Source organism: Pseudoalteromonas sp. meg-B1 (genome assembly GCF_003173795.1).
Taxonomy (GTDB): Bacteria; Pseudomonadota; Gammaproteobacteria; order Enterobacterales; family Alteromonadaceae; genus Pseudoalteromonas; species Pseudoalteromonas undina.
The window spans coordinates 973,222-998,490 of record NZ_QGQU01000001.1; the positions used below are offsets into that span (position 1 = coordinate 973,222).

Below are 25,269 nucleotides of genomic sequence, written 5' to 3' on the forward strand. Positions count from 1 at the left end.
TTCGCTGAGTTAAAAGGTAATCTAGGCCCAGCATTGCTGGGCTTTTTTATGTGATTAAACATCATTGGTGATTTATGGATATAAAAAAAGTGGCAATTTTAGGTGGTGGAACAGCTGGTTGGCTAGCTGCAAACCATATTGGCAAAGAGCTACTAAAACGCAAAGGTGTTTCTGTGACTTTAATTGAGTCACCCGATATACCGCCAATTGGAGTAGGTGAAGGTACAGTACCTGACATAAGAAACACGCTAAAAAGTTTTGGTATTCGTGAAGATGAATTTATTCGCCAATGCGATGCAACGTTTAAGCAGTCGATAAAGTTCGTCAACTGGATGGATAAAAAAAAGCATGGAGAAGGTAATTTTTTTCATCATTTATTTGATGTGCCAAGTCCCTACGATACCAAACACTTAACTCAATATTGGTTAAACGATAAGCAAACAACAAAAAGTCATGCGCAGTTCCTATCTTCTCAGCACGCTATTTGTGAGGCTGGTTTAGCCCCTAAAAATATCACTAATGCCCAATATGAGGGCGAGTTGGCTTATGCGTATCATTTTAATGCAGGGAAATTTGCGCAACTGCTAGCGTGTAATGCAAAAGATAAGTTTTCGGTGTCTCACGTACATACTAATGTAACTCAAGTAAAGCTTGCTAATGACGGCACAATAGCAGCGTTAATGACTAACAGCGAAGGTGAGCTTGAATTTGACTTTTATATTGATTGTTCGGGGTTTGAATCTTTACTGATAGATAAAGCTTTAAAAGTTCCTTTTGTTGATGTGTCTGATAGCTTACTGATAAATAGCGCTCTAGTTGTGCAAGTGCCTACAAAAGAAGACGAGGATATTCCACCTTATACGCTTGCTACCGCCCATCAAGCTGGCTGGATATGGGACATTGCGCTTACAAATAGGCGGGGAGTGGGTTTTGTTTATTCGAATAACCACATGACCGACGAACAAGCACATGAAAAACTGGACCGTTATCTAGGGGCAAGTAAGCAAGACCTTAGCTATCGAAAAATCCCCATGAGAGTTGGTTATCGTAAAAAGTTTTGGCATAAAAACTGTGTCGCACTTGGCTTAGCGCAAGGGTTTTTAGAGCCATTAGAGGCAACCTCCATTTTATTAACTGACTTTTCAGCGAAGTTTTTAACCCTACGTTTTCCATCATCAACAAAGCAGCTTGAACAGTTAGAAACGCGTTTTAATCACGCTATGGGGTATGCATGGGAGCGTGCTATTGATTTTATTAAATTACATTATTGTATTTCAGATAGAACAGATTCAGCTTTTTGGGTAGCCAATAAAAATGATGACACTACCTCTGAGTCATTAAAAGAAAAGCTTAGTTTGTGGGAAGAGTTCATTCCAGTTAGAGATGACTTTTTCAGCCAGTTTGAAGTATTTTACTTAGAGAACTTTTTATTTGTACTCTATGGAATGAATTACAACACTAAGGCATCGGCTTGTTCAAAAGCAGAGCATGAACATTGTCTAGTGCGTTTACAACAACGAGCTGAGATTGATCAATACTTACTTAATAAGCTACCCAATCACAGAGCGCTTTTAGATAAAATTAAACAATATGGCCTGCAGACAATCTAATATTTTGCGAAATGCGTAAGCGGTATATTCAAACAGCTCATCTCACACTTGCAAAAGAGGCTATCGAAAGACGGCCTTTTTTAGCATCGGCTAGGCAGCTTTGTTCAGAATAAATATTTGCACTGTGCAATAAGTTGCCTTGGTAAATAACAAGGCGGTTAAATTTAGCGTCAACTTTAAAGACCTGCTCAAATAAACTGGTGCTGCCAGATAAATAGCCTTGATGTTCATCAGGGGCTTTTTTAACCTCATTAACTATATCTGCGAGCAGTGGTTTGTGCTGTTGTTTAAATTCAATAATGTTTTGAGGTATATACTTATAAATACTTGTTCCACCAAGCTCCTCTGGCGATAAGTAATGTACAAATGCGTAATCTCTCTCATCACAAGAATCAATATGCGGTACTTTTTGATCAACAATTAAATTCGCAGGTTTGCATGAAACTAATGAAAGTAAACTTTTATGAAGAATAGACTCTTGATAATTTTTATTGTCTATTTTAGGCAGTATTTCATTTTGAAAAAATGCATGTAAAACCCTTAAATAAGGTTGCGGCATATTGTCGCGAATACCAGGGTAGAAGGAGTTGTCTGAAAACATAGGGTTAAAGTAGGCTATGTTGTGAGCAAAATTCATTACACTACTGGTATCTAAAAGAAAATCATCAACAACGAAGGCTGATAGCTTGGTGCCAGGGATCATCAGTTTTTCAATTTTTAAGTTTGGGTTTACAGTTAAATTTTTCATTATTTTAGTGTCTATTTTTGCTGAAATTATCTAAGTGTGAATTTTTTATTTAGGCACAAAATCAATATACCACCGAAGACAGCGTTGTCAAAGAGCGCTTTTTGAGCTATCTAAGCGTGCGAATTTCACCTTTGGTAATGTTTACTAGTTATTTGTTGAAATAATCAGCGATAATGTTTTTGTTAATTAATAACGTACAAAATGACACAAAATTTTCACTTCCTTTTTGTCACCAAAACCTTTAGCCTTAGGCCACTAACAGAAAAAAATCAAATTAATAAATAACGGAGCAGTAACATGGCGGAGCAACAAGTACAGCCTTTACACAACGAAAAACATGCCAACACTAAAATTAAAAATGGCATCAACATCGAATTTATGAAAACTCAACACTTAGTGCCAGTGGTTGCACATGAGTTTGCGCGTATCGCCAATGAATTCCCAATGTCTTTTGTTAAAAATAACGAAACAGGTACTTTTCAAGCGGTTGCAATGTTTGGCCTAGAGCCAGGCGAAAATTTATTTATTGATGGCGACAAATGGACAGCATCATTTGCGCCTATGGCAACAACGCGTTACCCATTAGGTTTAGTAAAGCACCCAGATCAAGATCAATTTGGTATCGTAATTGACGAAGCGAGCTCATTAGTTGGTGAAGAAGAGGGTAATGCATTATTCGAAAACGGTGAAGAAACTGATTACCTTAAGCGTCGTAAAGAAGCGTTAGTATCGTTCATTGAGTTTTCTCAAGTAACCGATGCGTTCACTAAATTCCTTGCTGATAAAGAACTACTGGTAGCACAAACGCTAACAGTTGATATTAAAGGTGAGAAAAAAGACATCAACGGTATTTACCTTATCGATGAGAAGAAACTAAATGAGCTAAGCGATGCAGACTTCCTTGAGCTTCGTAAGCGCGGTTATTTAGCACCAATCTATTCTTTCTTAACGTCTACACACCAAGTAGCACGTTTAGCACGTTTAAAAGCGCAACAAGCGTAACTTTAAACGAAATTAAAAAAGCGCCTTAGGGCGCTTTTTTTGTGCCATTAAACTCAGTTCACTTGAAAAACGCTTCATAACCATTCACATTGGTTTTAATCCTGTATTTATAAAAGAACACACAATGAAAAAATCACTATTATTAGGGCTCATTGCAACAAGTTTAATGGGGTTGAGCACGCAGGCATTGAGTGAAAACACAAATACGCCGTTTGCCATTGCGATTCATGGCGGTGCAGGCACGATTGAAAAAAGTAAATTTACGGCAGATCAAGAGCAAGCTTATCGCAATAAATTAGCAGAAGCTGTTGAGGCCGGATACAAGGTACTTGAACAAGGCGGAGAAAGCCTTGATGCAGTGACTACTGCCATTGAAGTACTTGAACAATCGCCTTATTTTAATGCCGGGCGTGGTGCGGTATATACCTATGATGGTAGTCACGAATTAGATGCCTCTATAATGGATGGTCGCAATCGTCAAGCAGGCGCTGTGTCAGGTATTAAACATATCGAAAGTCCAATTAAACTTGCCCGGTTAGTAATGGAAAAATCAGTGCATGTGATGTTAAGTGGTCAAGGTGCAGAAGAGTTTGCCAAAGAGCAAGGCGTGAGCCTAGTAGAGAACAATATATTTGATACTGAGCATCGTTATGAGGCTTTATTAAAAGCCAAAAAGAAACTCGAGGCGAGCAAAAATACCAGTAAAGATTATCAAGCAGCGCATAAAGCGTTACCAGTAAATTATAAAGTGGGCACAGTCGGAGCGGTGGCACTGGATAAACAAGGGAATTTAGCAGCAGGCACGTCAACCGGCGGAATGACCGCAAAACGTTTTGGTCGTATTGGCGATGCACCGGTTATTGGCGCAGGCACTTTTGCTGAAAATGCCTCATGTGCGGTTTCGGCAACTGGGCACGGCGAATATTTTATTCGTTATAATGTGGCAAGTGATATTTGTGCGCGAGTAAAGTACCAAGGTAAAACCATAGACCAAGCAGGTAATGAAGTAATAAACGAAGTGCTTAAACCGATAGGGGGCACAGGCGGTGTTATTATTATTGATACAAAAGGCAGTATTAGTCTGCCGTTTAATACTTCAGGCATGTATCGTGCGAGTAAATCGAATACCCAAGCAACCTACGTAGGTATTTTTAGTGACGAGTAAACACTATTAGTCACTGGCTGGTGGTTTATATAATAATCTGCTGATTGTTATATTCTTTACAGGATTAACCCCAGCCATTTAATTTGCTACAATCGGGGCTCTTTGACTAATTTTTATAAGGTATGCAGGTGGTAAACCTAGGTCAGTTGTTTGGCGAGCTAAAAACGTGCTTAAAAAAAGATCAATTCAGTTTTAAAAAGCGTCTTCACGGCGTTAAAAAAATCACCGACGAGGCAAAACTTACCAGTGCGCTTGAAAAAATTGCGACTGATATCAGTCGTAGTCAAACGCTGCGAGAGCAGCGCTTAGCTGGGCTACCTAAAGTTACTTACCCTGAGCAGTTACCGGTTAGTCAAAAAAAAGACACCATTAAAGAGGCCATTGCTAATAATCAAGTGGTGATCATTGCTGGTGAAACTGGCTCAGGCAAAACCACACAAATACCCAAAATGTGTTTAGAGCTAGGCCGAGGCGTTGAGGGCTACATTGGCCATACGCAACCAAGGCGTTTAGCAGCACGTAGTGTTGCCAACCGTATAGCAGAAGAAATGCAATGCGAGCTTGGCCAGCAGGTCGGTTTTAAAATTCGTTTTAGCGATCAGGTATCTAATAACAGTTACATCAAACTGATGACCGACGGTATTTTATTAGCTGAAATACAACAAGACCGATTTTTAAATCAATACGACACCATTATTATTGATGAAGCGCATGAACGTAGCCTAAACATTGATTTTATTTTAGGTTATCTTAAAAATTTACTCCCAAAACGCCCCGATTTAAAAGTTATTATCACCTCAGCAACTATCGATCCTGAGCGCTTTTCTAAGCATTTTGATGATGCACCTATTATTGAAGTATCAGGAAGAACGTTTCCAGTTGATGTACGCTATAACCCAATTAGTGATATTCAAAAAGAAGATATGGAAGCCGAAGGCGACCAACTTCAGGGGATTTTTGATGCGGTAGATGAACTTTGCGCCGAAGGTCCTGGCGATATCCTGATTTTTTTAAATGGTGAGCGAGAAATACGCGATACCGCCGATGCACTAAGCAAGCGTAATTTAAAACACACAGATGTATTACCTTTGTATTCAAGGCTATCGAATGCTGAGCAAAACCGTATTTTTGCGCCGCATTCGCGCCGCCATATTATACTCTCTACCAACGTCGCTGAAACATCGCTAACAGTACCTGGTATTCGTTATGTTATTGACCCAGGGACTGCGCGAATTAGTCGTTATAGTTATCGCACAAAAGTGCAACGTTTACCTATAGAGCCTATTTCGCAAGCCAGTGCTAATCAGCGAATGGGGCGCTGTGGACGTGTTGAAGCGGGTATTTGTATTCGTTTATATTCAGAAGATGACTTTTTATCGCGTCCTGAATTTACTGACCCTGAAATATTACGTACTAATTTAGCATCAGTTATTTTGCAAATGTTAGCCCTTGGGCTGGGTGATATGGCGCAATTTCCTTTTGTGCAAGCTCCAGATAGCCGAAATATTAATGATGGTTTAACATTGCTTGAAGAGTTACAAGCAGTAAAAGCGGCTAAGCGTCATCAAAAAACCAGCCTAACACAATCTGGGCGAGAGCTAAGTCGTTTGCCGGTTGACCCGCGTTTAGCAAAAATGGTGCTAACTGCACATAAACTGGGTGCATTGCGTGAGGTGATAGTTATTGTTGCCGCGCTTTCAATTCAAGACCCCCGCGAGCGACCACAAGAAAAACGCCAAGCCGCGAATGAAAAACATGGTCGCTTTGACGATCCAGACTCTGACTTTATTGCCTTTTTAAACCTGTGGAATTATTTAGAAGAGCAGCAAAGTGAGCTGACTAACAGCCAGTTTAGAAAGTTATGTCAAAAAGACTTTTTAGCCTATATGCGTATTCGTGAATGGCAAGATATCGTTTATCAAATCAGCACTGTGTGCAATGAAATGAAAATGAAAGCCACCACTAATGTCGCAGACAGTGAGCTTATTCACAAAGCACTTTTAAGTGGCATGCTCAGTCACATCGGTTTTAAAGACGAAAAGCAGCTATATAAAGGTGCGCGTAATAGCCAATTTCATATTTTCCCAGGCTCAGGCTTATTTAAAAAGAGTCCAAAATGGATGATGTCGGCTGAGTTGGTGGAAACCAGTAAACTCTATGCTCGTATTAATGCCAAAATTGATGTGAACTGGGTAGAACCGTTCGCTCAGCATTTAGTAAAACGCAGCTACACAGAACCCCACTGGGAGAAAAAGCCCGGTGCGGTCATCGCCTTTGAACAACAAACTCTGTATGGCTTATTAATTGTTAATAAACGCCGCTGTGTGTACAGCAATATTGACCCTAAAGTAAGCCGAGAGTTATTTATTCGCACAGGGCTGGTTGAACAAGAGCTGGGACTCAATGAAGGATTTTTACAATATAACCGCGAATTAATTGAAGATATTCAAGTGCTCGAGAACAAGTCTCGTAGGCGCGATATTTTAGTTGATGAGCAAACCTTATTTGAGTTTTACGAGAAAAAAATACCGAACGATATTAATAATCGTGCTGCGTTTATTAAGTGGTATAAAACACAAAAACAGCAAGACAAACGCTATCTGCACATGACGCGTGAAGAGCTCATGCAGCATGGTGCAAGTAGCATTACCGAATTTGACTATCCAGATACATGGCAACAAGATAACTTAATGTTGCCGCTTACTTATCATTTTGATCCAGGCCAAGCAGTTGATGGTGTTGCCGTGCAGATACCGGTTGCGCTATTAAACCAAGTTCAAGAAAGTGGTTTTGATTGGCATATACCGGCATTTCGTCATGAGCTAATTTGTGGGTTAATTAAGTCATTGCCAAAGTCACTGCGCCGTAACTTTGTCCCTGCGCCTAATTATGCCGATGCGGTGTTAGCGGCCATAGAGCCTCTACAAGGCTCGTTAATCGACTCACTAAGTAATCGGTTATTGCGCATGACTGGCGTGCGAGTCGACCCTGAGGCGTGGGATTTAACAGCCCTTGCTCCTCATTTAAGATTGCAGTTTGAAGTCCGTGATGAAAACGACCAACTTCTTGCCCGTGGGCTCGATTTAGCTAAGCTTAAAGCGCAGCTTCAAGGCAAAGTGACAGACACCTTATCTAAAGTGGCCGACAAAGGCATAGAAAAAACCGATTTAACCCAGTGGGATTTTGGTGAGTTACCAACATCGTATGTGAAAAAGCAAGGTCAATACGAAATTAAAGCCTATCCAGCGCTGGTGGATAAAAAATCAACGGCCGCAGTAGAGCTATTCGATAACGAAATAAAAGCGCAATTAGCGCACCAGCAAGGTTTACGTCGTTTAGTACTGTTAAACGTGCCATCACCAATTAAATACCTGCAGCAAAATTTACCAAACAAAGCTAAATTAGGATTGTACTTTAATCCTTTTGGTAAAATTGCCGATTTAATTGATGACTGCATTGCATCAGGCGTTGATAGCCTATTAGTTAAATATGGTGACATTCGTACAAGTGAGGCATTTGAAACGGTTAAAGAGCATATTCGCGGCGAGTTAGGCGATACCGTTGTGGGCATTGCTACGCAGGTTGAGCAAGTACTTAGTATTGCGCATGCACTGCATAAAAAAATGAAAGGGCGTGTAGATTTAACCATGATCACCGCTCATGGGGATATTAAGTCCCAGCTAGAATCACTTATTTTTAAAGGCTTTGTCAGTCAACATGGGGCAGACAAACTCGGCGATTTAATTCGTTATTTAAAAGCGATTCAAAAACGCCTAGAAAAACTACCTGTTGACCCAAATCGTGATAGATTATGTGTGTTAGAGCTTGAAAAAGTAGCGCAAGAATATAAAAAACTAACGAATAAAACACCTAAAGGAATGCCATTGCCTACTGATGTTGAGGCTATTTTTTGGATGCAGCAAGAATTACGCGTATCCTTATTCGCACAAACCTTAGGTACGCCTTATCCAATTTCAGCAAAACGTGTGTTAAATGCGATAAAAGAAATTGAATAATCTCTTTATTCTCTATTAAGCTAAGTAAGTTAACAGAGGGACTAACTTGAGAAGGAAATGACATACCTATGTCCTCATTAATAAAACACAAAGCGCGACAGTTGTTAGTGGTTGATGATGAGTATTTCAATTTTGAAATACTCAAAGCAGGGTTAGCATCAATATTTGATTTGAGCTATGCTGACTCAGGTAAAAGTTGTTTAGCATCTGCGATTGCAAATCCGCCCGATATTATTTTGCTTGATGTGTGTATGCCAGGACTCGACGGTTATGATACGTGTCGCATACTTAAACACACGCCAGAGACAAAAGACATTCCGGTGGTCATGATATCTGGACTTGAGTCGGAGCTTGAGCAACAAGCAGGCTTTGACGCAGGGTGTGATGCTTACGTTGTAAAACCTTTTTCTATCGCTGTACTACGAGAAAAAATTAATAATATTGTGTAGAGGGAATTATGTTTACTGAAGATAAGCGAAACTATAGACGTATGCAGGTTAACACGCCAGCGAAGTTAACCTCAATAGAGCCTGTTGCTGGGCTCAGTTACACTGGCACATGCCTTGATTTAAGTGCAACGGGTCTTTCATTACAACTCGATGATTTGTTAGAGCTTAACTCAATTTTATCGGTTGATATTGCATCAACACATCCGAGCATTGCACCGTTAAAAGCCACCGTTAAGGTAATTCGTGCCAGCACAGAAGAGGATGGCACGATAACTGCAGGGCTTGAAATTGTAGAGTTTAACTAACTACTTAATTAGTTTTTAGTAAACCTTACAAATAAGCCCTTTAAGGTAAAAACCTTCAGGATAGCTGCCTGCAATGGGGTGGTCAGCTGCTTGATTTAAGCGCTCCATGATCAGTAAATCCTTACCTGCATCAAGGGCTGCATCTGCGACTACTTTTTGAAACAAGTTTTGTTCCATTAAACCAGAGCATGAGAATGTTAGCAAAGTGCCGCCGGGCTTTAATATTTGCATCGCAATCATATTGATGTCCTTGTAACCGCGACACGCCCCAGTTAACTGCGCCTTGTTATCGGCAAATTTAGGCGGGTCCATAACGATCGTATCAAACATCACCCCGTCTTCACGGTATTGGCGTAATAATTTAAAGACATCTTGTTTTACAAAGTCGACTTTATTTAAATCAAGGTTGTTATGCTCAACATTACGCTTTGCTGTATCAAGTGCTGGTTGTGAAACATCAACATTGGTTACATGTTTACAGCCACCGCGCAGGGCATAAAGAGAAAACGTTCCCGTATAACTAAAGCAATTTAATACGGTTTTGTCTTTTGAAAAACGCTCCAGTGCAGCACGGCTATCTCGTTGATCTAAATAAAAACCAGTTTTATGGCCTTCTAGAATATCAACTTCAATTTTTAAACCATTTTCTTCAATTATGACAGGTGCAGTGGGTTCACTCCCCCAAAGTACGCCCTTAATAGGCTCTAGCCCTTCTTTGGTTCGAACATCTACATCTGAGCGCTCATAAATAGTAGAGCCTGGGAAAATAGCCATTAAAGCACCAACAATCTCACCTTTATGACGTTCTGCGCCTGCGCTTAGTAATTGACACACAATTACATTATCAAATTTATCTATGGTAATACCGGGTAAGTAGTCTGATTCTGCTGCACATAACCTAAAGCCGGTAAGTCCACCTTCTTCAATTGCATGGCTGCGAGCTTCTAAAGCACGGCGAAGACGACGCTCAAAGAAATGTTGATCAATCACTTCTTTTTCGTCAAAGCTCCAAACACGAGCACGTATTTGTGAATGAGGACTGTAAGCTGCGGTGGCTAAAAATTTACCCTCACTGTCGTGTATGGTTACCGTGTCACCTAATCCAGGTTTACCTTTAATTTTTTTGATGGCTTTAGAAAATAACCAAGGGTGTTTTCTTTTTAATGATTTATCGCGACCAGCTTGCAGGTAAACGGCAGATGACATAAGGCTTCTCTGTAGTAATAAATAAGCGCTGTATTTTAGTCAAGGCTCGCGCAACATACAATGAATGTTTTGCAAGGGGCTTATAAATCGCGGTAAAGTAGCCATTATTAACTCGTTTAAATAGATTTTTGGAAATTCGGTGGACAATTCAGCGCTTAGCCCCTCATTACAGCAACTTAATCAGCAATGCAGAGACTTTATTACATCCTTAGTACATGCGGATGTTGCCCATGATATTACCCATATTGAACGGGTAGTGCGTGTTGCTGTGCAGCTATGTATAGCAGAGCAGGCTGATATGGCGATTGTATTGCCTGCAGCTTGGTTGCATGATTGTGTCGCAGTGGCTAAAAATCATCCAGATAGAGCAAGGGCATCAACAATGGCCGCGGATAAAGCGATTAACTTTTTAGCGTCTATTGGCTATGATGACGCGCTATTTGATGATATTCACCATGCCATTGCCGCACATAGTTTTAGCGCCAATATTGCTATTAAAACGGTTGAAGCACAGATTGTACAAGATGCTGACAGAATGGATGCCTTGGGTGCTATTGGCGTAAGCCGTTGTATGAAAGTAGGCGGCTCTATTAGTCGATTATTATACAACCCCGATGATCCATTTTGTTTAAACCGAGAAGCAGACGATAAAAAATACACCCTAGATCATTTTTTTATTAAATTACTGCATATTGCCCAGAGTATGAATACTCCTTCTGCAAAAGCCGAAGCACAAAGACGCACTGCATATATGCACGACTTTTTAGCTCAGCTTAAATCTGAAATTGGTGAACAACGCGATGACACCTAAACTTTCGGGAATTGATCATTGTCATTTAAATGTTCAAAGCCTCAACCAAGCTATTGAGTGGTATGAAAAGGTGCTTGGTTTTACCGTAGTAGAGCAGTTAGCCTTTTGGAATGAAGAGGGAAAAGGTCCTTTAACACTCGAAGATGAAAACGCCACTACACGATTGGCTTTATTTGAAGGCGATGGGCGTAGTAAAGGAATCGCTTTTGCTGCAACAGGGGGAGCAATTTGTTATTTGGCTCAAGCATCTTGAGCAGCACCAAGTGAAAACCATATTGGCTGATCATGGCGTGACATTTTCAATGTATTTTAAAGATATTAGTGGCAATAGCCATGAGATCACGTCCCATGACTATCGTATTATAAAACAGCATTTTCCGGCTGTAGCTTTAGGCTCTCACAATGCCAAAAGAAGCTAGGGTCAGTTGCACTTTGCGCAGTAATATTTGCTCAAATAAGGGGAGATTTAATCGCGCTCTTGATGGGCCTTTTTTATCGCTAGAACAGCGTCTATCTGACCAATAAAAAGCTCAACTAGATGTGGGTCAAAATGTTTTCCCGCTTGGTGCTGCATATGTTCTATTGTTTGCTCAATGCTCCAAGGCTCTTTATAAGGACGTTTTGATGTGAGTGCATCAAATACATCAGCAATCGCCACAATCCGTCCCTCAATCGAAATTTCTTCGCCTTTCAATCCATTAGGATAGCCAGTGCCATCCCATTTCTCATGATGTTCAATTGCCAGTACGTGGGCAAGTTGCAACAAAGGGGAGGGTGAGTTGGCCAATATTTTAGCTCCTATAGCAGCATGCTCTTTCATGTGTGCAAATTCGTCTGGAGTTAATTTTCCTGGTTTTAATAATATTGAATCAGGAATGCCTATTTTTCCGACATCGTGCATTGGTGCAGCTTGGCGCAATAACTCAGCGTGTTGTTCATTCATTCCTAGCGCTAAAGCAAGTACCTTGCTGTATTGACTCATTCGAGCAATATGTTCACCCGTATCGGTATCTTTGTACTCTGCAGCGCGCCCCAATCGTTCTACTAAGTCTACATGTGCTTGTTTTAGCTGCTCGGCTTGTACTAAAGAAAGATGTGTTTTTACCCTTGCCTTTACAATAGCAGGGCTAATAGGTTTGGTTATGTAATCAACTGCACCTAAAGAAAACCCTTCTGATTCATCTTGCTCTTGTGTAAGTGCGGTAACAAAAATAACTGGAATATGTGCGGTTGTAGGATTAGCTTTTAAAATTTTACACACTTCAAAGCCATTCATATCTGGCATCATAACATCAAGTAAAATGAGGTTCGGTGGATCATTTTCAATTAATTGCAGTGCTAATGGCCCCGATTTAGCGAACGACAAACGGTAGTTACTCGCTAAAACCTCGCGCATTACTTTTAAATTCGCAGGTTCATCATCGACGATTAATATTCGCGCCTGACTTATAGATTGATCCATCGTCGTCCTCAGAAGAGCTAATTATTAAGCGTTGTTAATAATGCATTGAGCTCTATTTTTGCATTATCAAATTCAAATTCATTAAACTGTTCACAAATGCTTAAAATAGCATTTTTGTGCTGTTCTGGTGTTATTCTCTCAATATAACTTAATAACGTATCGTCCAACTCTGCTCGTTTAGCTTGACTAAGTAAAAGGGTTAATTGGTGAATAAATTCAGTATTTGACACGGTTACTTTTTGTAATTTATTCTCTTGAGGAGCAATACGTAAGTGTGATAATTCATCTGCTAGCTGCTGCCACTCTTGGTGGCATTGTAATATGCACTGGGCATAGCTAGTTGTATCACGCTGCTTTTCAGCTTGAGCAACTAAGTCAGACAAATTATTAAGCGCTAAGTTACCTGCAAGACCTTTTAAATTATGCAGAATTTGAGCATGGTGTTTATAGTTTAGCTTATTGGTCGCTAAGGTTTGCATACTATTTTGATGCTGAGCTAAAAAGAGCGCGACTTCTTTGAGGTGCTTTTCTTTACTGCCCCACATTTTCTCGCCTTTAGCTAAATCTATACGGAGTTTTGAGTCAATCGGATCTGCAGTTTCTAACTGGCTTATAGCAAGCCCAAGCACTCTTGCTATTTCGTAGTTGAGCTGGTTTATGTCAACGGGTTTCGTTGCAAAACCATTCATACCCGCTTGTTTAGCTGTTAGCTTATCTTGTTGCAACACACTGGCTGTTAAAGCAATTATAGGGGTTTGCTCAAGTTGCTTTTGCTGCTCTAAAGAGCGAATTGATGCCGTAGCACTGATCCCATCGCACTTAGGCATATGAATATCCATTAAAATAATATCAAAGCGATGTTGATTAAATATCTCAATGGCCTCAAAGCCATTATTAGCTTTTCTTACCTGATGCCCAGCTTGTGAGAGCATAATGGTGAGTAGCTCAATATTTTGTTCAATATCATCGACCACTAAGATTTTTAATGGTGGTAAATTAAATACGTTTTTACTAATGGTCTGTACCTGACTTTTCTCGCCTTTTTCAAGCGCAACAGTAAAAGAAAAACAGCTACCTTGGGCAAGGGTACTTTGTGCATATATTTTGCCGCCCATTAATTCAACGAGCTGCTTACTAATCGTTGTTCCAAGCCCTGTGCCACCAAATCGGCGAGTTGTGGTGCCGTCTGCTTGCTCAAAAGGTTTAAAGATAGCCTCAAGACGATCTTTTTCAATACCTATACCTGTGTCTTGTACTTCAAATAAAATAGGATGATTGGGGTTATGAGTAACCGACAAAGTAACATGGCCTCGTTCGGTAAACTTTATCGCATTGCCGATTAAATTGGTTAGCACTTGGCGTAAACGCGTATCGTCACCAAAATAAAATGGATTCACATTGTCAGCTATTTTTAAATTGAGTTTTAGGTCTTTACGTTTTGCATCCAGCCAAAATGTAGACACAATATTGTCGAGTAATTCTTGCAAGTTAAAATGTACATTTTGAATTTCGAGTTTGCCTTTTTCTAACTTTGCTGAGTCGAGGATATCGTTAAGTAAGTGCAACAAAGAACGCGCGGCGTTATTAACAGTAATTATTTGCTTCTGTTGATCTTTATTAAGCGGGCTATCTATCAAAATATCACTAAAGCCAATAATTGCATTCATGGGGGTACGTATCTCATGACTCATATTTGCCATAAAAGACTGTTTAGCTTGCGCGGCTACTTCAGCCTCGTATTTTGCTTGTTTTAAGCTTTGCTCATATTCATAGCGTTTGGTTATATCAACTAAAACGCCATCAACCCAGCGGGCATCATTTTTAGAGTTAGTGACAATACTTGCTTGATCCAGTACCCAAATAATATTGCCGTTGCGATGGCGAATGCGGTATTCAATTGAGTATTGACTGGTTGATGCAACCGCTTGATCAATGGCTAAAGAAATAGCCGCTTCATCTTCTTTAACAATCAGCTCGGCAAAGGTAATACGCTGCTCAGTAAACTCTTCAGCGCGATAACCCGTTAGTTCATAGACGCTTGGGCTTATAAATAACATACTCCAGTGTTCATCTAACAAGCAGCGAAATACAACACCGGGCATATTGTTCATCAAGGTACGATATTGTCGCTCTTTTTCAATTAAGCTTTGTTGTAATGCTTTTTGTTCAGTTAAATCGGTAATAAAGCCAACAAATAGTGTTTCAGTTTGCAATTGCTTTACTTCACCAATCCCTAGTCGAATTGGAAATTGATGACCATTTTTATGTTTTGCCCACACATCACGATTAACGCCAATCACACGCTTTACTTCATGGTTTGTGGTGTTTTTTAAAAAAGCATCGTGTTGATTAGCAATATCATCAGCCATCAATATTTTTACATTTAGGCCAATGACCTCATTATCTTTCCAGCCAAAAATTGTTTCTGCGGCCTTATTAAAGCTTAAAATGGTACCTTTAATATTGATAGTGACAATGCCATCAATGGCAGTTGATAAAATCGCATCAAGACGAGACTCTTCAGCAGATTTTTTCCCTAACAGCATTCTGTAGCGGATCATGCCATTGATGATCACAACCACCGCTGTTAATAAAAGCGTGGCAAACGACACACTAATAGCGATAAAGGTTAAGTGCGATTGATTTGTTTGCTCGTTAATTATCGGAGTGGTTGCAATAAATCGCGCAGCGGCCATGCCCATATAGTGCATGCCAGCCACGGCAAGCCCCAGAATAAGCGCACAAATAATACGATTATGCACCGGCGTTAATTTTTTAAAGTATGCAGGTAAATGAAAACGTACATAGAGGCTGATGAAAGAGAGCAGCACTGCCACAACAATTGAAGCGCTAAACCATATTGGATCATAACGAAGTAACGGACTTAATTGCATTGCGGCCATACCACTGTAATGCATTGTGCCAACACCCGCGCCAAATAAAAGTGAGCTTAGAATTAAATTGATAATACGAGGGTGGGTGCTATATGTTTTTAAACAAGAAAAAGCAATGGTACACGCCAGTAAAGCCGGTATAAACGACACAAAAGTGAGTGTGGGATCGTATTCAATTGTAGTGCACAAAGAAAACGCGAGCATAGCAATAAAATGCATACTCCATACCCCCCCAGCAAGGACTAAGGCTGCGGTTATATTGGCTAACTTTCGATAAGATTTAAAATGTGTATTATTTGCTAAATCGATAACGTGCAAAGAAAAATAAGCTGCAAAAATTGCGGTGAGTATAGATAGTGTCACTAAACTTGGGTCGTATACACCATTAATAATTAGGCTTGGATCTGGTTGGTTTATAAAAAAATTAGATAGCATCAATCATTCACATAATAACTCTTAAACCCAGTCTAATATAAACGCAACAATAATCACAAGGTATTGAGCTCTAAGTTACAACAGCAACGTAAGTGTTTTAAGCTCTAAACTTACTATTCATTGAGAATTACTACATGCATTGGTATTAATATGGCATTTAGTAGGGATTATTTATAGATCAGCCGTTATGGTACAAGGTAAAATAAAGCCCAGTGTTTAATTATAACTAGGCAGCATTCATTGTTGGATTACACTTTAAAGCGAAGTAAACGAAGAAAAACAGTAGCGATCAAAGTCGCACAACGAGAACTTACGGTGTATGCGCCCCATTTTGTAACGAAAACACAAATTAATGAATGGCTGTTGAGTAAACAGGGCTGGATTGATGCTCAGTTACATAAGCAACAAATTCAAGCCGATACACGACAGTTTCCACTCAAAACCCATAGCATTAAACTATTTAATGAAGCTGTAAATGTGCAATTTGAAAATGCAGCACGCACTCAATGGCAGCAGCACAATGAAAACCAAACGCTGTTACTGAGTATTTCTTCACGTGTGAAGCATCGAACGCAAATGTATCAAAGTTTGCTAGAGCAGTTTTTGCATGAGAAGTTAGAAAGTTATATTGAAATGCGAGTTAACGACTATTGTCAGCTGATGGGTGAAAAGCTACCGAGTAATGTTCGTATTCAATTGTATAAGCGTCGCTGGGGCAGTTGTAACCGCAGGCGTGAACTGACCTTCAACTTGCACTTGGCAAGCGCACCTACATGGATAATTGACTACGTGATTGTGCATGAGTTAGCGCATTTAAAGTATTTAAATCACAGTGCACAATTTTGGCATCGTGTAGGATTATTTTATTCAGAACACAAAAAAGCAAGCGCTTGGTTAAATAAGCATGGCATTAGTTTACAATGGGTTTTTGAGTAATTAGGACATAAAACGAGGTAGTAAAGAGAAGTGGTGGAGGGAGCTGGATTCGAACCAGCGAAGGCTGAGCCGTCAGATTTACAGTCTGATCCCTTTGGCCGCTCGGGAACCCCTCCACACTAATTTTTATTGCATTTGGCCCCACTTAACTTAGCCTAAGAAAAGTGGTGGAGGGAGCTGGATTCGAACCAGCGAAGGCTGAGCCGTCAGATTTACAGTCTGATCCCTTTGGCCGCTCGGGAACCCCTCCAATGCAACGCGGCAGATAATAGCAAACTTCTTATTTAAGTAAAGAAAAAAGCTAAAGAAAATTCAAATTTAGCCGATAAATACTTATTAATTAGTTAAATAGGCTAAAGTCTATGCATATTGGTGATTTGTTAATCACGGAGAGCCAGTTAAAAACGAGGCTTAATGAAAGTGTGCACGATAACCGCCGAGGCGAGTTTGCACTTTTATTAGCAATGCTCTCTCATGATGCGCTTGATTTTAGTGAGTTTCACTTACCTAAAAGTGATGCAAGTGGTTATCAAGCCGATGAAGAGACCTTGAGAAAGCAATTTGGTGCGGGCCCAAAGCAGCCATTAGCGCCAGATACCTTTAATATGTTAATTGGCAAAAATAACACGGAACTTTTAGCAAAAATGGGAAGCGCTATAGGGATGAGTGATATTAAGTTAACTCAGTGCTTAAAGCCTGAACCGTTAAATATTCGAGATGATAAAAATCATATTCCGCTTAACGTGATTGATAATTGTGAACTGGCGGTTCGTCGGCGAATTAAAAACAGTGATATGCCGCTCTCAAATATGCAAATGGATGCCGCAGCATTTTATGATGATTTACAAAATGAAGCCCTCCACCAGCCATTACATTTGTTTAGTGCCTAATTAAATTACATTAAATGCAGTTTTTTAAACGCCATTAGATTGTAATAAACTGTGTTTATATTAGTGGTTTTGTAGGTGCTTTATTTTAATAACCGATTTAATATAAAAAAAGCATCCAAAATTTAAATGCAATTGCTATAATGGCGCAAATGGTATGACATTAAATGCCATTATCATTAAACCAAGGTAATTAGGAACGTAATGAAGAAAACATTCACGCTGAATCATGAGAAAATCAAATACCCTCGTATGGTTGATGCTGCAAAGCATGAAGTGAAAAAATATTTGAAAAGAGAACGTAATAAAACTTTACCTGTTGATGCCGACTACTGGGCATTTGATTGTAAGTTTGGTAACACGGCTGAAGAGGCCCAAGTGGTTCACGTTGCTGAAATTAACAATCACATCAGTGAAATTGAAAAGCAAGGTTTAACCTCTTTCTACTTAGAGATTTTAGCAAGACCTGCACAACGTCAAGACTTCGATGAAGGTGATGACGAATAAAGCGCTAAGTTGCGTTTAGTGTAGTTTTTGAAAATGGGCCAAGTGGCCCATTTTTTGTGGTTGTTACTTATACACTATGACACTTTTTATACTTTTTATTACTGCCGCAAGGACAAGTATCATTGCGTTTCACTTTAATATCAGCAACCGGTGTGATCTCACCATCAAGGTATCGCCACTGTTCATCTTCTTTAATAAATCTTGAATGCTCAGCCAGCTCGCAATACAAGTCTTGATAAAAGTAATGGGCTTTAAACTTTACAAACCCTGTTTCATCATTATAACCAGAATCTAATACGGTTAAGTTTATAAAGCGGCAACTAGTTGCAAAGTCCTTAATTTCTGATAGTGAGTTTTCAGCTTGCTTTTCTTTTGCGTAACTTTCACGAACAAAAGCCGCGTTTTTAACCGCATATGCACTGTAGCGAGCACGCATAAGTTGCTCAGGTGTTTGTGGCTGTTTGGTTTTTAAATGAAAAGGTTCACAGCAATCAGCATAAAGTTGCTGACTGCCACAAAAACATAGTAGGGCGTTAGAGGTCATAATAAATGTACTGTGTATTAAAACGCTAGTTTACCAAGCTTATTGCGTTAGTGAAATCTCAGCTTGAGCGCTTTTTTTGCTAAAGCAATACAGCTTAGTGCGTGTATGGCTCAGGTTTAATGATAACTGTGATAGTTGCTGATTATTTATTATGTCGGTCCAGGTGATCACCGCTGCAAAATTTCCATTGTGAAGTGCAGAACTTAAAACATACTCTATATTAACTAAATGTTTTTGGCGTATAACTAATAATTTACTGGTATCAATTGAACATGAATCAAGTAACGCTTTACTAGGTACATGGTCTGGCGCAATTAAAAGTGTCCATGCATTTAAGCTATTGTATTGGTGTAATACTTTTAATAATTCAAACGTCGCTGAAATCTCATCTTCAATTTGTACAACGTTAACACAATCAGATTGGTCATCTTGTTGGTAGCTCTTAACTGTTCTTACGGTAATAGGCTGTAACATAATCGTCTCACTCACTGGGTTTTTATACAGTACATGTATACAGTAGTTTATACAGTTGTTTGGTGCAAGTGTTTTTTGCTATTTTTTTGTACAGTTATTCAGCTGAGCACGATAATGAAACTATTTAAAAATAAATAGTTCATATATAACAATAGATTATAATTTTTGGGGATGAATACTTTTGACGGTAGCTTTTTAATCTATAACTAAATGAATCTTGAAATGCATGAGATATACAGTAGTTTAAAAATTAAGCGTTGTTGCATTTAACTTATAAAACGCTTAATCAATTTACAGATAGAATGAGTTACTAGGTAGTAAAACTATTTTTCGTGACTTATAGGGATCAAATGTGAAAATTGTAACTGATGAATTTGTTCATATAAGCTGGCGGCATAACACTGGGCGTCTTTAAGTCGTTTGGTACTAATGTGTTTGCGTATATCGCTCATTGCCTCTATTGCTGGCTCATATCCTTGGCTACTAGCTAAGCTGAGCCACGCAGCCCCATGAAATACACTTTGTGGCACACCTTGGCCTTTAATGAAAAATAGCCCTAAGTAAAACTGTGCACGATAGTTTCCTGCCATTGCTGCTAAACGCATCCATTTTGCGGCTAAGGCGCCTTGTTCATTTTTAAGGTAATAAAGAGCTTTATTTAATGTGTCTTGATCGGTGTTTTTAGAGCTCGCAGGGGGATTTGCATCGCTTGGTTGCGTTACAAAAGAAAGAATGTTGTCTAATTGTTGCTCTAAGTCTTGGCCACTTGGTGTCGTTTTGATCATGCTACTTCGTTTGTTATTTTAATCACTTAGCTAGTTTAGTATATAGCAAGGTAAAATGTCCTGTAAAAAGTTATTTTTATGCTAAAATCTCGCCACTTTTTACAACCACAAGTTTATTATGCTCGAAGCCTTATTCAAAATCCGTGCAAATGATTCTTCGGTTCGCCGTGAATGTATTGCCGGTATGACTACATTTATTACGATGGTTTATATCGTATTCGTTAACCCAGCTATGCTTGCAGAAGCAGGCATGGACCAAGGTGCTGCCTTTGTTGCAACCTGTATTGCCGCTGCAATAGGGTGTTTTATTATGGGGTTGTGGGCCAATTATCCATTGGCATTGGCACCGGGTATGGGATTAAATGCATTTTTTACCTATGGCGTGGTGCTAGGTATGGGCTATAGCTGGCAAGCAGCGCTGGGCGCGGTGTTTATGTCAGGGTGTATATTTTTAATATTAAGCTTATTTAAGGTGCGAGAGTGGATTATTAATGCAATCCCCCTGGTGCTCAAACAAGCAATAGCAACCGGTATTGGTGCATTCTTGGCACTTATTGCGCTGAAAAGTGCAGGTATTATTGTATCAAGCCCAGCAACACTTGTGCAGCTAGGCGATATAACATCACCGGGTCCGCTATTAGCTATTTTTAGTTTTTTTATTATTGCGGCATTACTTTATCGCGATTTTAAAAGCGGTGTATTAATTAGTATTTTACTCGTTACCGCGATAGCAGTGTCGATGGGGTTAGTTGAATATCATGGTGTTGTTGCAATGCCACCTTCAATAATGCCAACTTTTATGCAACTTGATTTTAGTGCTGCTTTTGAACTGTCTATGTTGAGTGTTATTTTTGCGTTTCTATTTGTTGATTTATTTGATACCTCAGGTACGTTGGTAGCGGTTACTCAAAAAGCGGACCTAGCAGATAAAAACGGCAATATGCCGCGCTTAGGTCGCGCATTAAGCGCTGATAGCACTGCAACCATTGCCGGTGCAATGCTGGGAACTTCAACAACAACTTCTTATATAGAGTCTGTAGCGGGAGTATCAGTGGGGGGCCGAACGGGCTTAACGGCTGTAGTTGTAGGTTGCTGCTTTTTATTAATGATGTTTTTTGCACCTTTGGCACAAATGGTACCAGCATACGCAACAGCAGGGGCAATCTTATATGTATCTGTTCTAATGCTACAAAACTTAAAGTTTGTAAACTGGGATGATATGACCGATGCAATTCCAGTGAGTGTTGTATTGTTAATGACTCCATTGACCTTTTCAATTGCACACGGTATTGCATTGGGTTTTATTTCTTATACAGCGGTTAAAGTACTGTGTGGTAAAAAAGATCAGGTAAGTATTAGTGTTTGGATTTTAACGGCACTGTTTATTATTAAGTTTGCATTTTTATCTTAATGCTTCTGTTAAATAGCTAGATTTAGTTTGGGTATGTAAATTTATATAGTGACTAAATTTCAGTTATAAAAAAGCCCATACAGTTGTATGGGCTTTTTATTAGGTAATGAATTACCATTTCTTTTTCGGTGCAAACAGTACGTCTAAATCATCTTGCTCTTGTTCGTTCTTTTTCTTTAATGATGTAGCGTTTGATGCCTTTAATTCAGTGCTTATTGTTTCTAGATAGCCTTCAACTTCAACTCGTTTTGCAGTAATGTAATCATCATTAAATGACACACTGTTTAGCGTCGTCGATGCTTTTTCAAAGTACTGCCTAGCAGAGCCTACCATACCGGCTGTTTGAGCTGCTAGACCACGTTTTATCTGGCTTTCAATGTTGATTCTTAGTTGTAGCTTCTCAAGGCGTTTGTCTTCTGCAATAAACGCTTGGCTGTCAACTTTCCCCTTGTTGTGCTCAGAACGGATAATAGTACGGAGCTTTTTTATACCCTGTATTAGTGATATCAGTTGCTTGTCATTACCTGGCAAAACAAAACCATCCGAGCCGTCTTGAATCGGATTTTGTAGTCGCTCTTTTGCTTCTTTTAAGCGGTTTTTTAGTCCGCTACCACCGCTTGAAATAGACACCATATTACTTAGCGCATCATGAATACGACGTTGTAATATTCGCTGAGTTGCTTCTGAAAGAGGGATATTAGCGCTATTCATTAACGCCTCTTCAGTTTCTTCAATGATAGCTTTTTGTTTTGTTAGCTCTTTACGTCGTTCAGCTTCTTGTTTTTCTTTGTGTTGTTGAACAGCACTAACCCACAGTGCAATGACGATAAGCGCAACAATTAATACAATTATAATGGAAACGATCATGTTATAATTCTCAAATTCTTAACCTTATTATCTAATCTTACATTAAATATATAAAAGGTGGGAAACTTTGCGCCGATTAACTAAAAAAAACACCATGCATAAAGCGTTTAAATCTTAATGTGTTATGTTTTGTTTGCTGATAATCATTGCTATCTCAACTTTATTTATTGTGTTAACCTGAAATTTCAATAAATTAATTGTTACATTGTGTAACCTTAATCAGCCTTTTATATAGTTACCTATTAATTAGGGTGCGCTTTTATCTGTCAATGTGAATTATAACGAAACTACATAGCCATGAAATTACAACAACTTAGATATATCGTAGAAGTTCAAAATCATAAATTAAATGTTTCAGCTACCGCTGAGAGTTTATTTACCTCCCAGCCTGGTATTTCTAAGCAAGTACGTATGTTAGAAGATGAACTAGGTGTACAAATTTTTGGCCGTAGTGGTAAACATTTAACTCACGTTACAGGTGCTGGCGAAGAAATCATTAACATATCGCGAGAAATACTCTCAAAAGTTGAGGGTATTAAAGCGGTTGCTAATGAACATACGCTGCCCGATCAAGGTAAACTTAATATTGCGACTACGCACACCCAAGCACGTTATGCGTTACCAAGCGTAATTCAAGGCTTTACCCAAAAATACCCAGCAGTGTCACTGCATATGCACCAAGGTACGCCGCAGCAAATATCGGATGCAGCTGCGCGCGGTGATGCAGATTTTGCGATTGCTACTGAAGCACTGCACTTATATTCAGATTTAGTTATGTTGCCTTGTTATCACTGGAATCGCAGTATTGTGGTTGCTAAAGATCACCCCCTTGCGAAAAAAGTCGATAACTTAACGGTGGCAGATATAGCGCAGTATCCTTTGATCACTTATGTATTTGGTTTTACTGGTCGCTCAGAGCTTGATAAAGCATTTAACGCCTATGGGCTTGAGCCGCATATTGTATTTACCGCCACCGATGCCGATGTTATTAAAACGTATGTGCGCCTGGGATTAGGTGTCGGTGTGGTTGCATCTATGGCAATTGACCAGGTAAACGACAGCGACTTAGTGTGCATTGATGCTAGCCATTTATTTGAAGCAAGCACCACTAAGATTGGTTTTAGAAAAGGTAGCTTTTTACGTACCTACATGTATGACTTTATCGAACGTTTTGCACCGCATTTAACCAAAGAGCGAGTAGAGCGAGCAAGTTTGCTGCGTAATCAAGACGATGTTGATAAATTATTTGCTGATATCGAATTGCCAGTTAAATAACCGCCATAAACAGTAATGAAAAAGCCGCTTAGTTTTGCAACTAAGCGGCTTTTTTTATGCTATCTAATTAGCACTCGATAATGTTAACAGCTAATCCACCGCGAGCGGTTTCTTTGTATTTTGTTTTCATATCGTTACCGGTATCGAGCATGGTTTTAATTACTTTATCAAGCGATACTTTTTGTTCTCCACTACCGCGAATAGCAAGACGAGAAGCATTAATTGCTTTAATAGCGCCCATTGCATTACGCTCAATACAAGGTACCTGCACTAAGCCGCCCACTGGGTCGCAGGTCAATCCTAAGTTATGTTCCATGCCAATTTCAGCGGCATTTTCTACGTGTACCACGTTACCACCAACAATTTCAGTCAGCGCACCAGCAGCCATTGAACAGGCAACACCAACTTCACCTTGGCAACCCACTTCAGCACCTGAGATAGAGGCATTTTTTTTGTATAAAATACCAATAGCGGCCGCGGTTAATAAATACCGAGTAGCAATGTCGCGATCAACTTCTTTGATAAAAGTATGATAGTACATTAATACGGCAGGTAGGATACCAGCTGCACCATTTGTTGGTGCAGTAACCACACGACCGCCTGCTGCATTTTCTTCATTCACTGCTAATGCGAATAAATCAACCCAATCCATAGCACGAAGTGGATCGTTACTCACTTCTACATTGAGCTTTAAATATAAGCTTGGTGCACGGCGTTTTACTTTCAAACCACCAGGTAAAATACCTTCGGTACGCATACCACGTTCAATACAGGCTTTCATTACTTGCCAAATATTAAATAATTCATCTTTTATGGCTTCTTCACTGCGTAAGGTTTTTTCGTTTTTCATCATTAACGTTGATACGCTGTAACCCGACTCTTTACACATTTCGAGTAATTCTTTAGCCGTTCCAAACGGGAACGGGGCAGGGTTTTCTTCGCGAATATCTAAGGCCGCTTGTTTTTCTTTTTCAAACTCTTCATCTGTAACAATAAACCCGCCACCAATAGAGTAGTAAACTTTGCTATATACTTTTTCGTCATTGTTATAGGCAATAATTTCCATTGCGTTGGAATGTTTAGGGAGTGTTTTTCTGCGATGAAAAACAATAGCGCCTTGTTTAGGGAATTTAGCTTTATGAGTTTGGTTTAGATAAATAACCTGCTCATTTTCTATTTTTGCTAAAATATCGTCCACTAAATCGGCATCAATGGTTTCAGGATCATAACCGGCTAGGCCAAGGATCACTGCTTTTCCCGAACCATGACCAACACCTGTTTGCCCCAGTGAGCCGTAAAGCTCTACTTTTACATCGGTTACATTTGCTAATAGTTGTTGCTCATCTAGGTCATTAACAAATAAGCGTGATGCACGCATTGGGCCGACGGTATGTGACGATGAAGGGCCAATACCAATGCTAAACATGTCAAATGCACTGATCATAATGTGTGTCTCTACTTAGTTTTCTCAGCATTAAGC

At 39.5% G+C, this 25,269-nt stretch carries 21 protein-coding genes, 2 tRNA genes and 1 pseudogene; 13 read left to right on the forward strand and 11 right to left on the reverse strand.

Annotated elements, in window-relative coordinates; translation table 11 throughout:
* Window positions 1–74 precede the first annotated feature (74 nt).
* A complete protein-coding gene (locus tag DK924_RS04745) occupies window positions 75–1,610 on the forward strand; it encodes a tryptophan halogenase family protein (protein ID WP_109874471.1) in 1,536 nt (511 codons plus the stop codon).
* A 37-nt stretch (window positions 1,611–1,647) separates the two neighbouring features.
* On the opposite strand, the gene DK924_RS04750 is transcribed toward DK924_RS04745, so the two are convergent.
* Window positions 1,648–2,358: a DUF6445 family protein gene (locus DK924_RS04750; protein WP_109874472.1), complete on the reverse strand. Its 711-nt coding sequence runs from the start codon at window positions 2,356–2,358 to the stop codon at window positions 1,648–1,650.
* 297 nt (window positions 2,359–2,655) lie between these two features.
* Here DK924_RS04750 and DK924_RS04755 point away from each other — a divergent pair, with 297 nt between their 5' ends.
* The 5 genes from DK924_RS04755 (at window position 2,656) to DK924_RS04775 (ending at window position 9,295) form a co-directional block, all read left to right on the forward strand.
* A complete protein-coding gene (locus DK924_RS04755) occupies window positions 2,656–3,360 on the forward strand; it encodes a SapC family protein (RefSeq protein ID WP_075169041.1) in 705 nt (234 codons plus the stop codon).
* A gap of 124 nt (window positions 3,361–3,484) precedes the next feature.
* Complete coding sequence (locus tag DK924_RS04760; protein WP_109874473.1) at window positions 3,485–4,525, forward strand: isoaspartyl peptidase/L-asparaginase family protein; 1,041 nt, start codon at window positions 3,485–3,487, stop codon at window positions 4,523–4,525.
* 128 nt (window positions 4,526–4,653) lie between these two features.
* Window positions 4,654–8,541 carry an ATP-dependent RNA helicase HrpA gene (hrpA, locus tag DK924_RS04765; RefSeq protein WP_181388742.1) on the forward strand — a complete coding sequence of 1,296 codons (3,888 nt, stop codon included), beginning with the start codon at window positions 4,654–4,656 and terminating at the stop codon, window positions 8,539–8,541.
* Window positions 8,542–8,609: 68 nt separating this feature from the next.
* On the forward strand, window positions 8,610–8,990 hold the full coding sequence (locus DK924_RS04770; RefSeq protein WP_109874475.1) for a two-component system response regulator: 381 nt from the start codon (window positions 8,610–8,612) through the stop codon (window positions 8,988–8,990).
* An 8-nt stretch (window positions 8,991–8,998) separates the two neighbouring features.
* Entirely contained in the window at window positions 8,999–9,295 is a 297-nt protein-coding gene (locus tag DK924_RS04775; RefSeq protein ID WP_010388503.1) for a PilZ domain-containing protein, read from the forward strand.
* A gap of 15 nt (window positions 9,296–9,310) precedes the next feature.
* Here DK924_RS04775 and DK924_RS04780 read toward each other — a convergent pair whose 3' ends face one another.
* A complete protein-coding gene (locus tag DK924_RS04780; protein ID WP_024601131.1) occupies window positions 9,311–10,501 on the reverse strand; it encodes a class I SAM-dependent methyltransferase in 1,191 nt (396 codons plus the stop codon).
* 139 nt (window positions 10,502–10,640) lie between these two features.
* Between DK924_RS04780 and DK924_RS04785 the strand changes: the two genes are divergently transcribed.
* Together DK924_RS04785 and DK924_RS04790 are read left to right on the forward strand one after the other, a co-directional pair.
* On the forward strand, window positions 10,641–11,312 hold the full coding sequence (locus DK924_RS04785; RefSeq protein WP_010388506.1) for an HD domain-containing protein: 672 nt from the start codon (window positions 10,641–10,643) through the stop codon (window positions 11,310–11,312).
* Window positions 11,302–11,731: pseudogene (locus DK924_RS04790) on the forward strand (VOC family protein). The gene DK924_RS04785 and the pseudogene DK924_RS04790 overlap by 11 nt, the downstream one beginning before the upstream one ends.
* Window positions 11,732–11,778: 47 nt before the next feature.
* On the opposite strand, the gene DK924_RS04795 reads toward DK924_RS04790, so the two are convergent.
* On the reverse strand, window positions 11,779–12,774 hold the full coding sequence (locus DK924_RS04795; RefSeq protein ID WP_075169046.1) for a two-component system response regulator: 996 nt from the start codon (window positions 12,772–12,774) through the stop codon (window positions 11,779–11,781).
* 17 nt (window positions 12,775–12,791) lie between these two features.
* A complete protein-coding gene (locus DK924_RS04800) occupies window positions 12,792–16,103 on the reverse strand; it encodes a PAS domain S-box protein (protein WP_109874476.1) in 3,312 nt (1,103 codons plus the stop codon).
* A 243-nt stretch (window positions 16,104–16,346) separates the two neighbouring features.
* Between DK924_RS04800 and DK924_RS04805 the strand changes: the two genes are divergently transcribed.
* Window positions 16,347–17,039: a M48 family metallopeptidase gene (locus tag DK924_RS04805; protein WP_109874477.1), complete on the forward strand. Its 693-nt coding sequence runs from the start codon at window positions 16,347–16,349 to the stop codon at window positions 17,037–17,039.
* 31 nt (window positions 17,040–17,070) lie between these two features.
* On the opposite strand, the gene DK924_RS04810 is transcribed toward DK924_RS04805, so the two are convergent.
* Window positions 17,071–17,155: transfer RNA gene (locus DK924_RS04810), tRNA-Tyr, on the reverse strand.
* A gap of 49 nt (window positions 17,156–17,204) precedes the next feature.
* A tRNA-Tyr gene (locus DK924_RS04815) sits at window positions 17,205–17,289 on the reverse strand.
* A gap of 112 nt (window positions 17,290–17,401) precedes the next feature.
* Between DK924_RS04815 and DK924_RS04820 the strand changes: the two genes are divergently transcribed.
* Both DK924_RS04820 and DK924_RS04825 read left to right on the forward strand, forming a co-directional pair.
* Window positions 17,402–17,929, forward strand: a complete 528-nt coding sequence (locus DK924_RS04820; RefSeq protein WP_109874478.1) for a VC2046/SO_2500 family protein — start codon at window positions 17,402–17,404, stop codon at window positions 17,927–17,929.
* Window positions 17,930–18,130: 201 nt separating this feature from the next.
* Window positions 18,131–18,433: a DUF6172 family protein gene (locus DK924_RS04825; protein WP_054201143.1), complete on the forward strand. Its 303-nt coding sequence runs from the start codon at window positions 18,131–18,133 to the stop codon at window positions 18,431–18,433.
* 67 nt (window positions 18,434–18,500) lie between these two features.
* Here DK924_RS04825 and DK924_RS04830 read toward each other — a convergent pair whose 3' ends face one another.
* The 3 genes from DK924_RS04830 to DK924_RS04840 all read right to left on the reverse strand — a co-directional run bounded on the left by DK924_RS04830 (window position 18,501) and on the right by DK924_RS04840 (window position 20,236).
* The gene (locus tag DK924_RS04830; protein ID WP_109874479.1) at window positions 18,501–18,977 is read right to left on the reverse strand and encodes a YchJ family protein; all 477 of its coding nucleotides are present in this window, start codon (window positions 18,975–18,977) and stop codon (window positions 18,501–18,503) included.
* A gap of 39 nt (window positions 18,978–19,016) precedes the next feature.
* On the reverse strand, window positions 19,017–19,451 hold the full coding sequence (locus tag DK924_RS04835) for a SulA-like leucine-rich domain-containing protein (RefSeq protein WP_010388516.1): 435 nt from the start codon (window positions 19,449–19,451) through the stop codon (window positions 19,017–19,019).
* A gap of 323 nt (window positions 19,452–19,774) precedes the next feature.
* Window positions 19,775–20,236, reverse strand: coding sequence for a tetratricopeptide repeat protein (locus DK924_RS04840; RefSeq protein ID WP_010388519.1), 462 nt, complete (start codon window positions 20,234–20,236; stop codon window positions 19,775–19,777).
* A 118-nt stretch (window positions 20,237–20,354) separates the two neighbouring features.
* On the opposite strand from DK924_RS04840, the gene DK924_RS04845 reads away from it, so the two are divergent.
* Entirely contained in the window at window positions 20,355–21,647 is a 1,293-nt protein-coding gene (locus DK924_RS04845) for an NCS2 family permease (RefSeq protein WP_181388743.1), read from the forward strand.
* 111 nt (window positions 21,648–21,758) lie between these two features.
* Here the strand turns inward: DK924_RS04845 and DK924_RS04850 are convergent, their stop codons facing one another.
* Window positions 21,759–22,514, reverse strand: coding sequence for a hypothetical protein (locus tag DK924_RS04850; RefSeq protein ID WP_075169051.1), 756 nt, complete (start codon window positions 22,512–22,514; stop codon window positions 21,759–21,761).
* Between the two features lie 297 nt (window positions 22,515–22,811).
* Here DK924_RS04850 and cysB point away from each other — a divergent pair, with 297 nt between their 5' ends.
* Window positions 22,812–23,789 (forward strand): HTH-type transcriptional regulator CysB, encoded by a 978-nt coding sequence (gene cysB, locus DK924_RS04855; protein WP_054201139.1) that lies wholly within the window; start codon window positions 22,812–22,814, stop codon window positions 23,787–23,789.
* Window positions 23,790–23,856: 67 nt separating this feature from the next.
* Here cysB and DK924_RS04860 read toward each other — a convergent pair whose 3' ends face one another.
* On the reverse strand, window positions 23,857–25,233 hold the full coding sequence (locus DK924_RS04860; protein WP_010388528.1) for an L-serine ammonia-lyase: 1,377 nt from the start codon (window positions 25,231–25,233) through the stop codon (window positions 23,857–23,859).
* Between the last annotated feature and the right edge of the window lie 36 nt (window positions 25,234–25,269).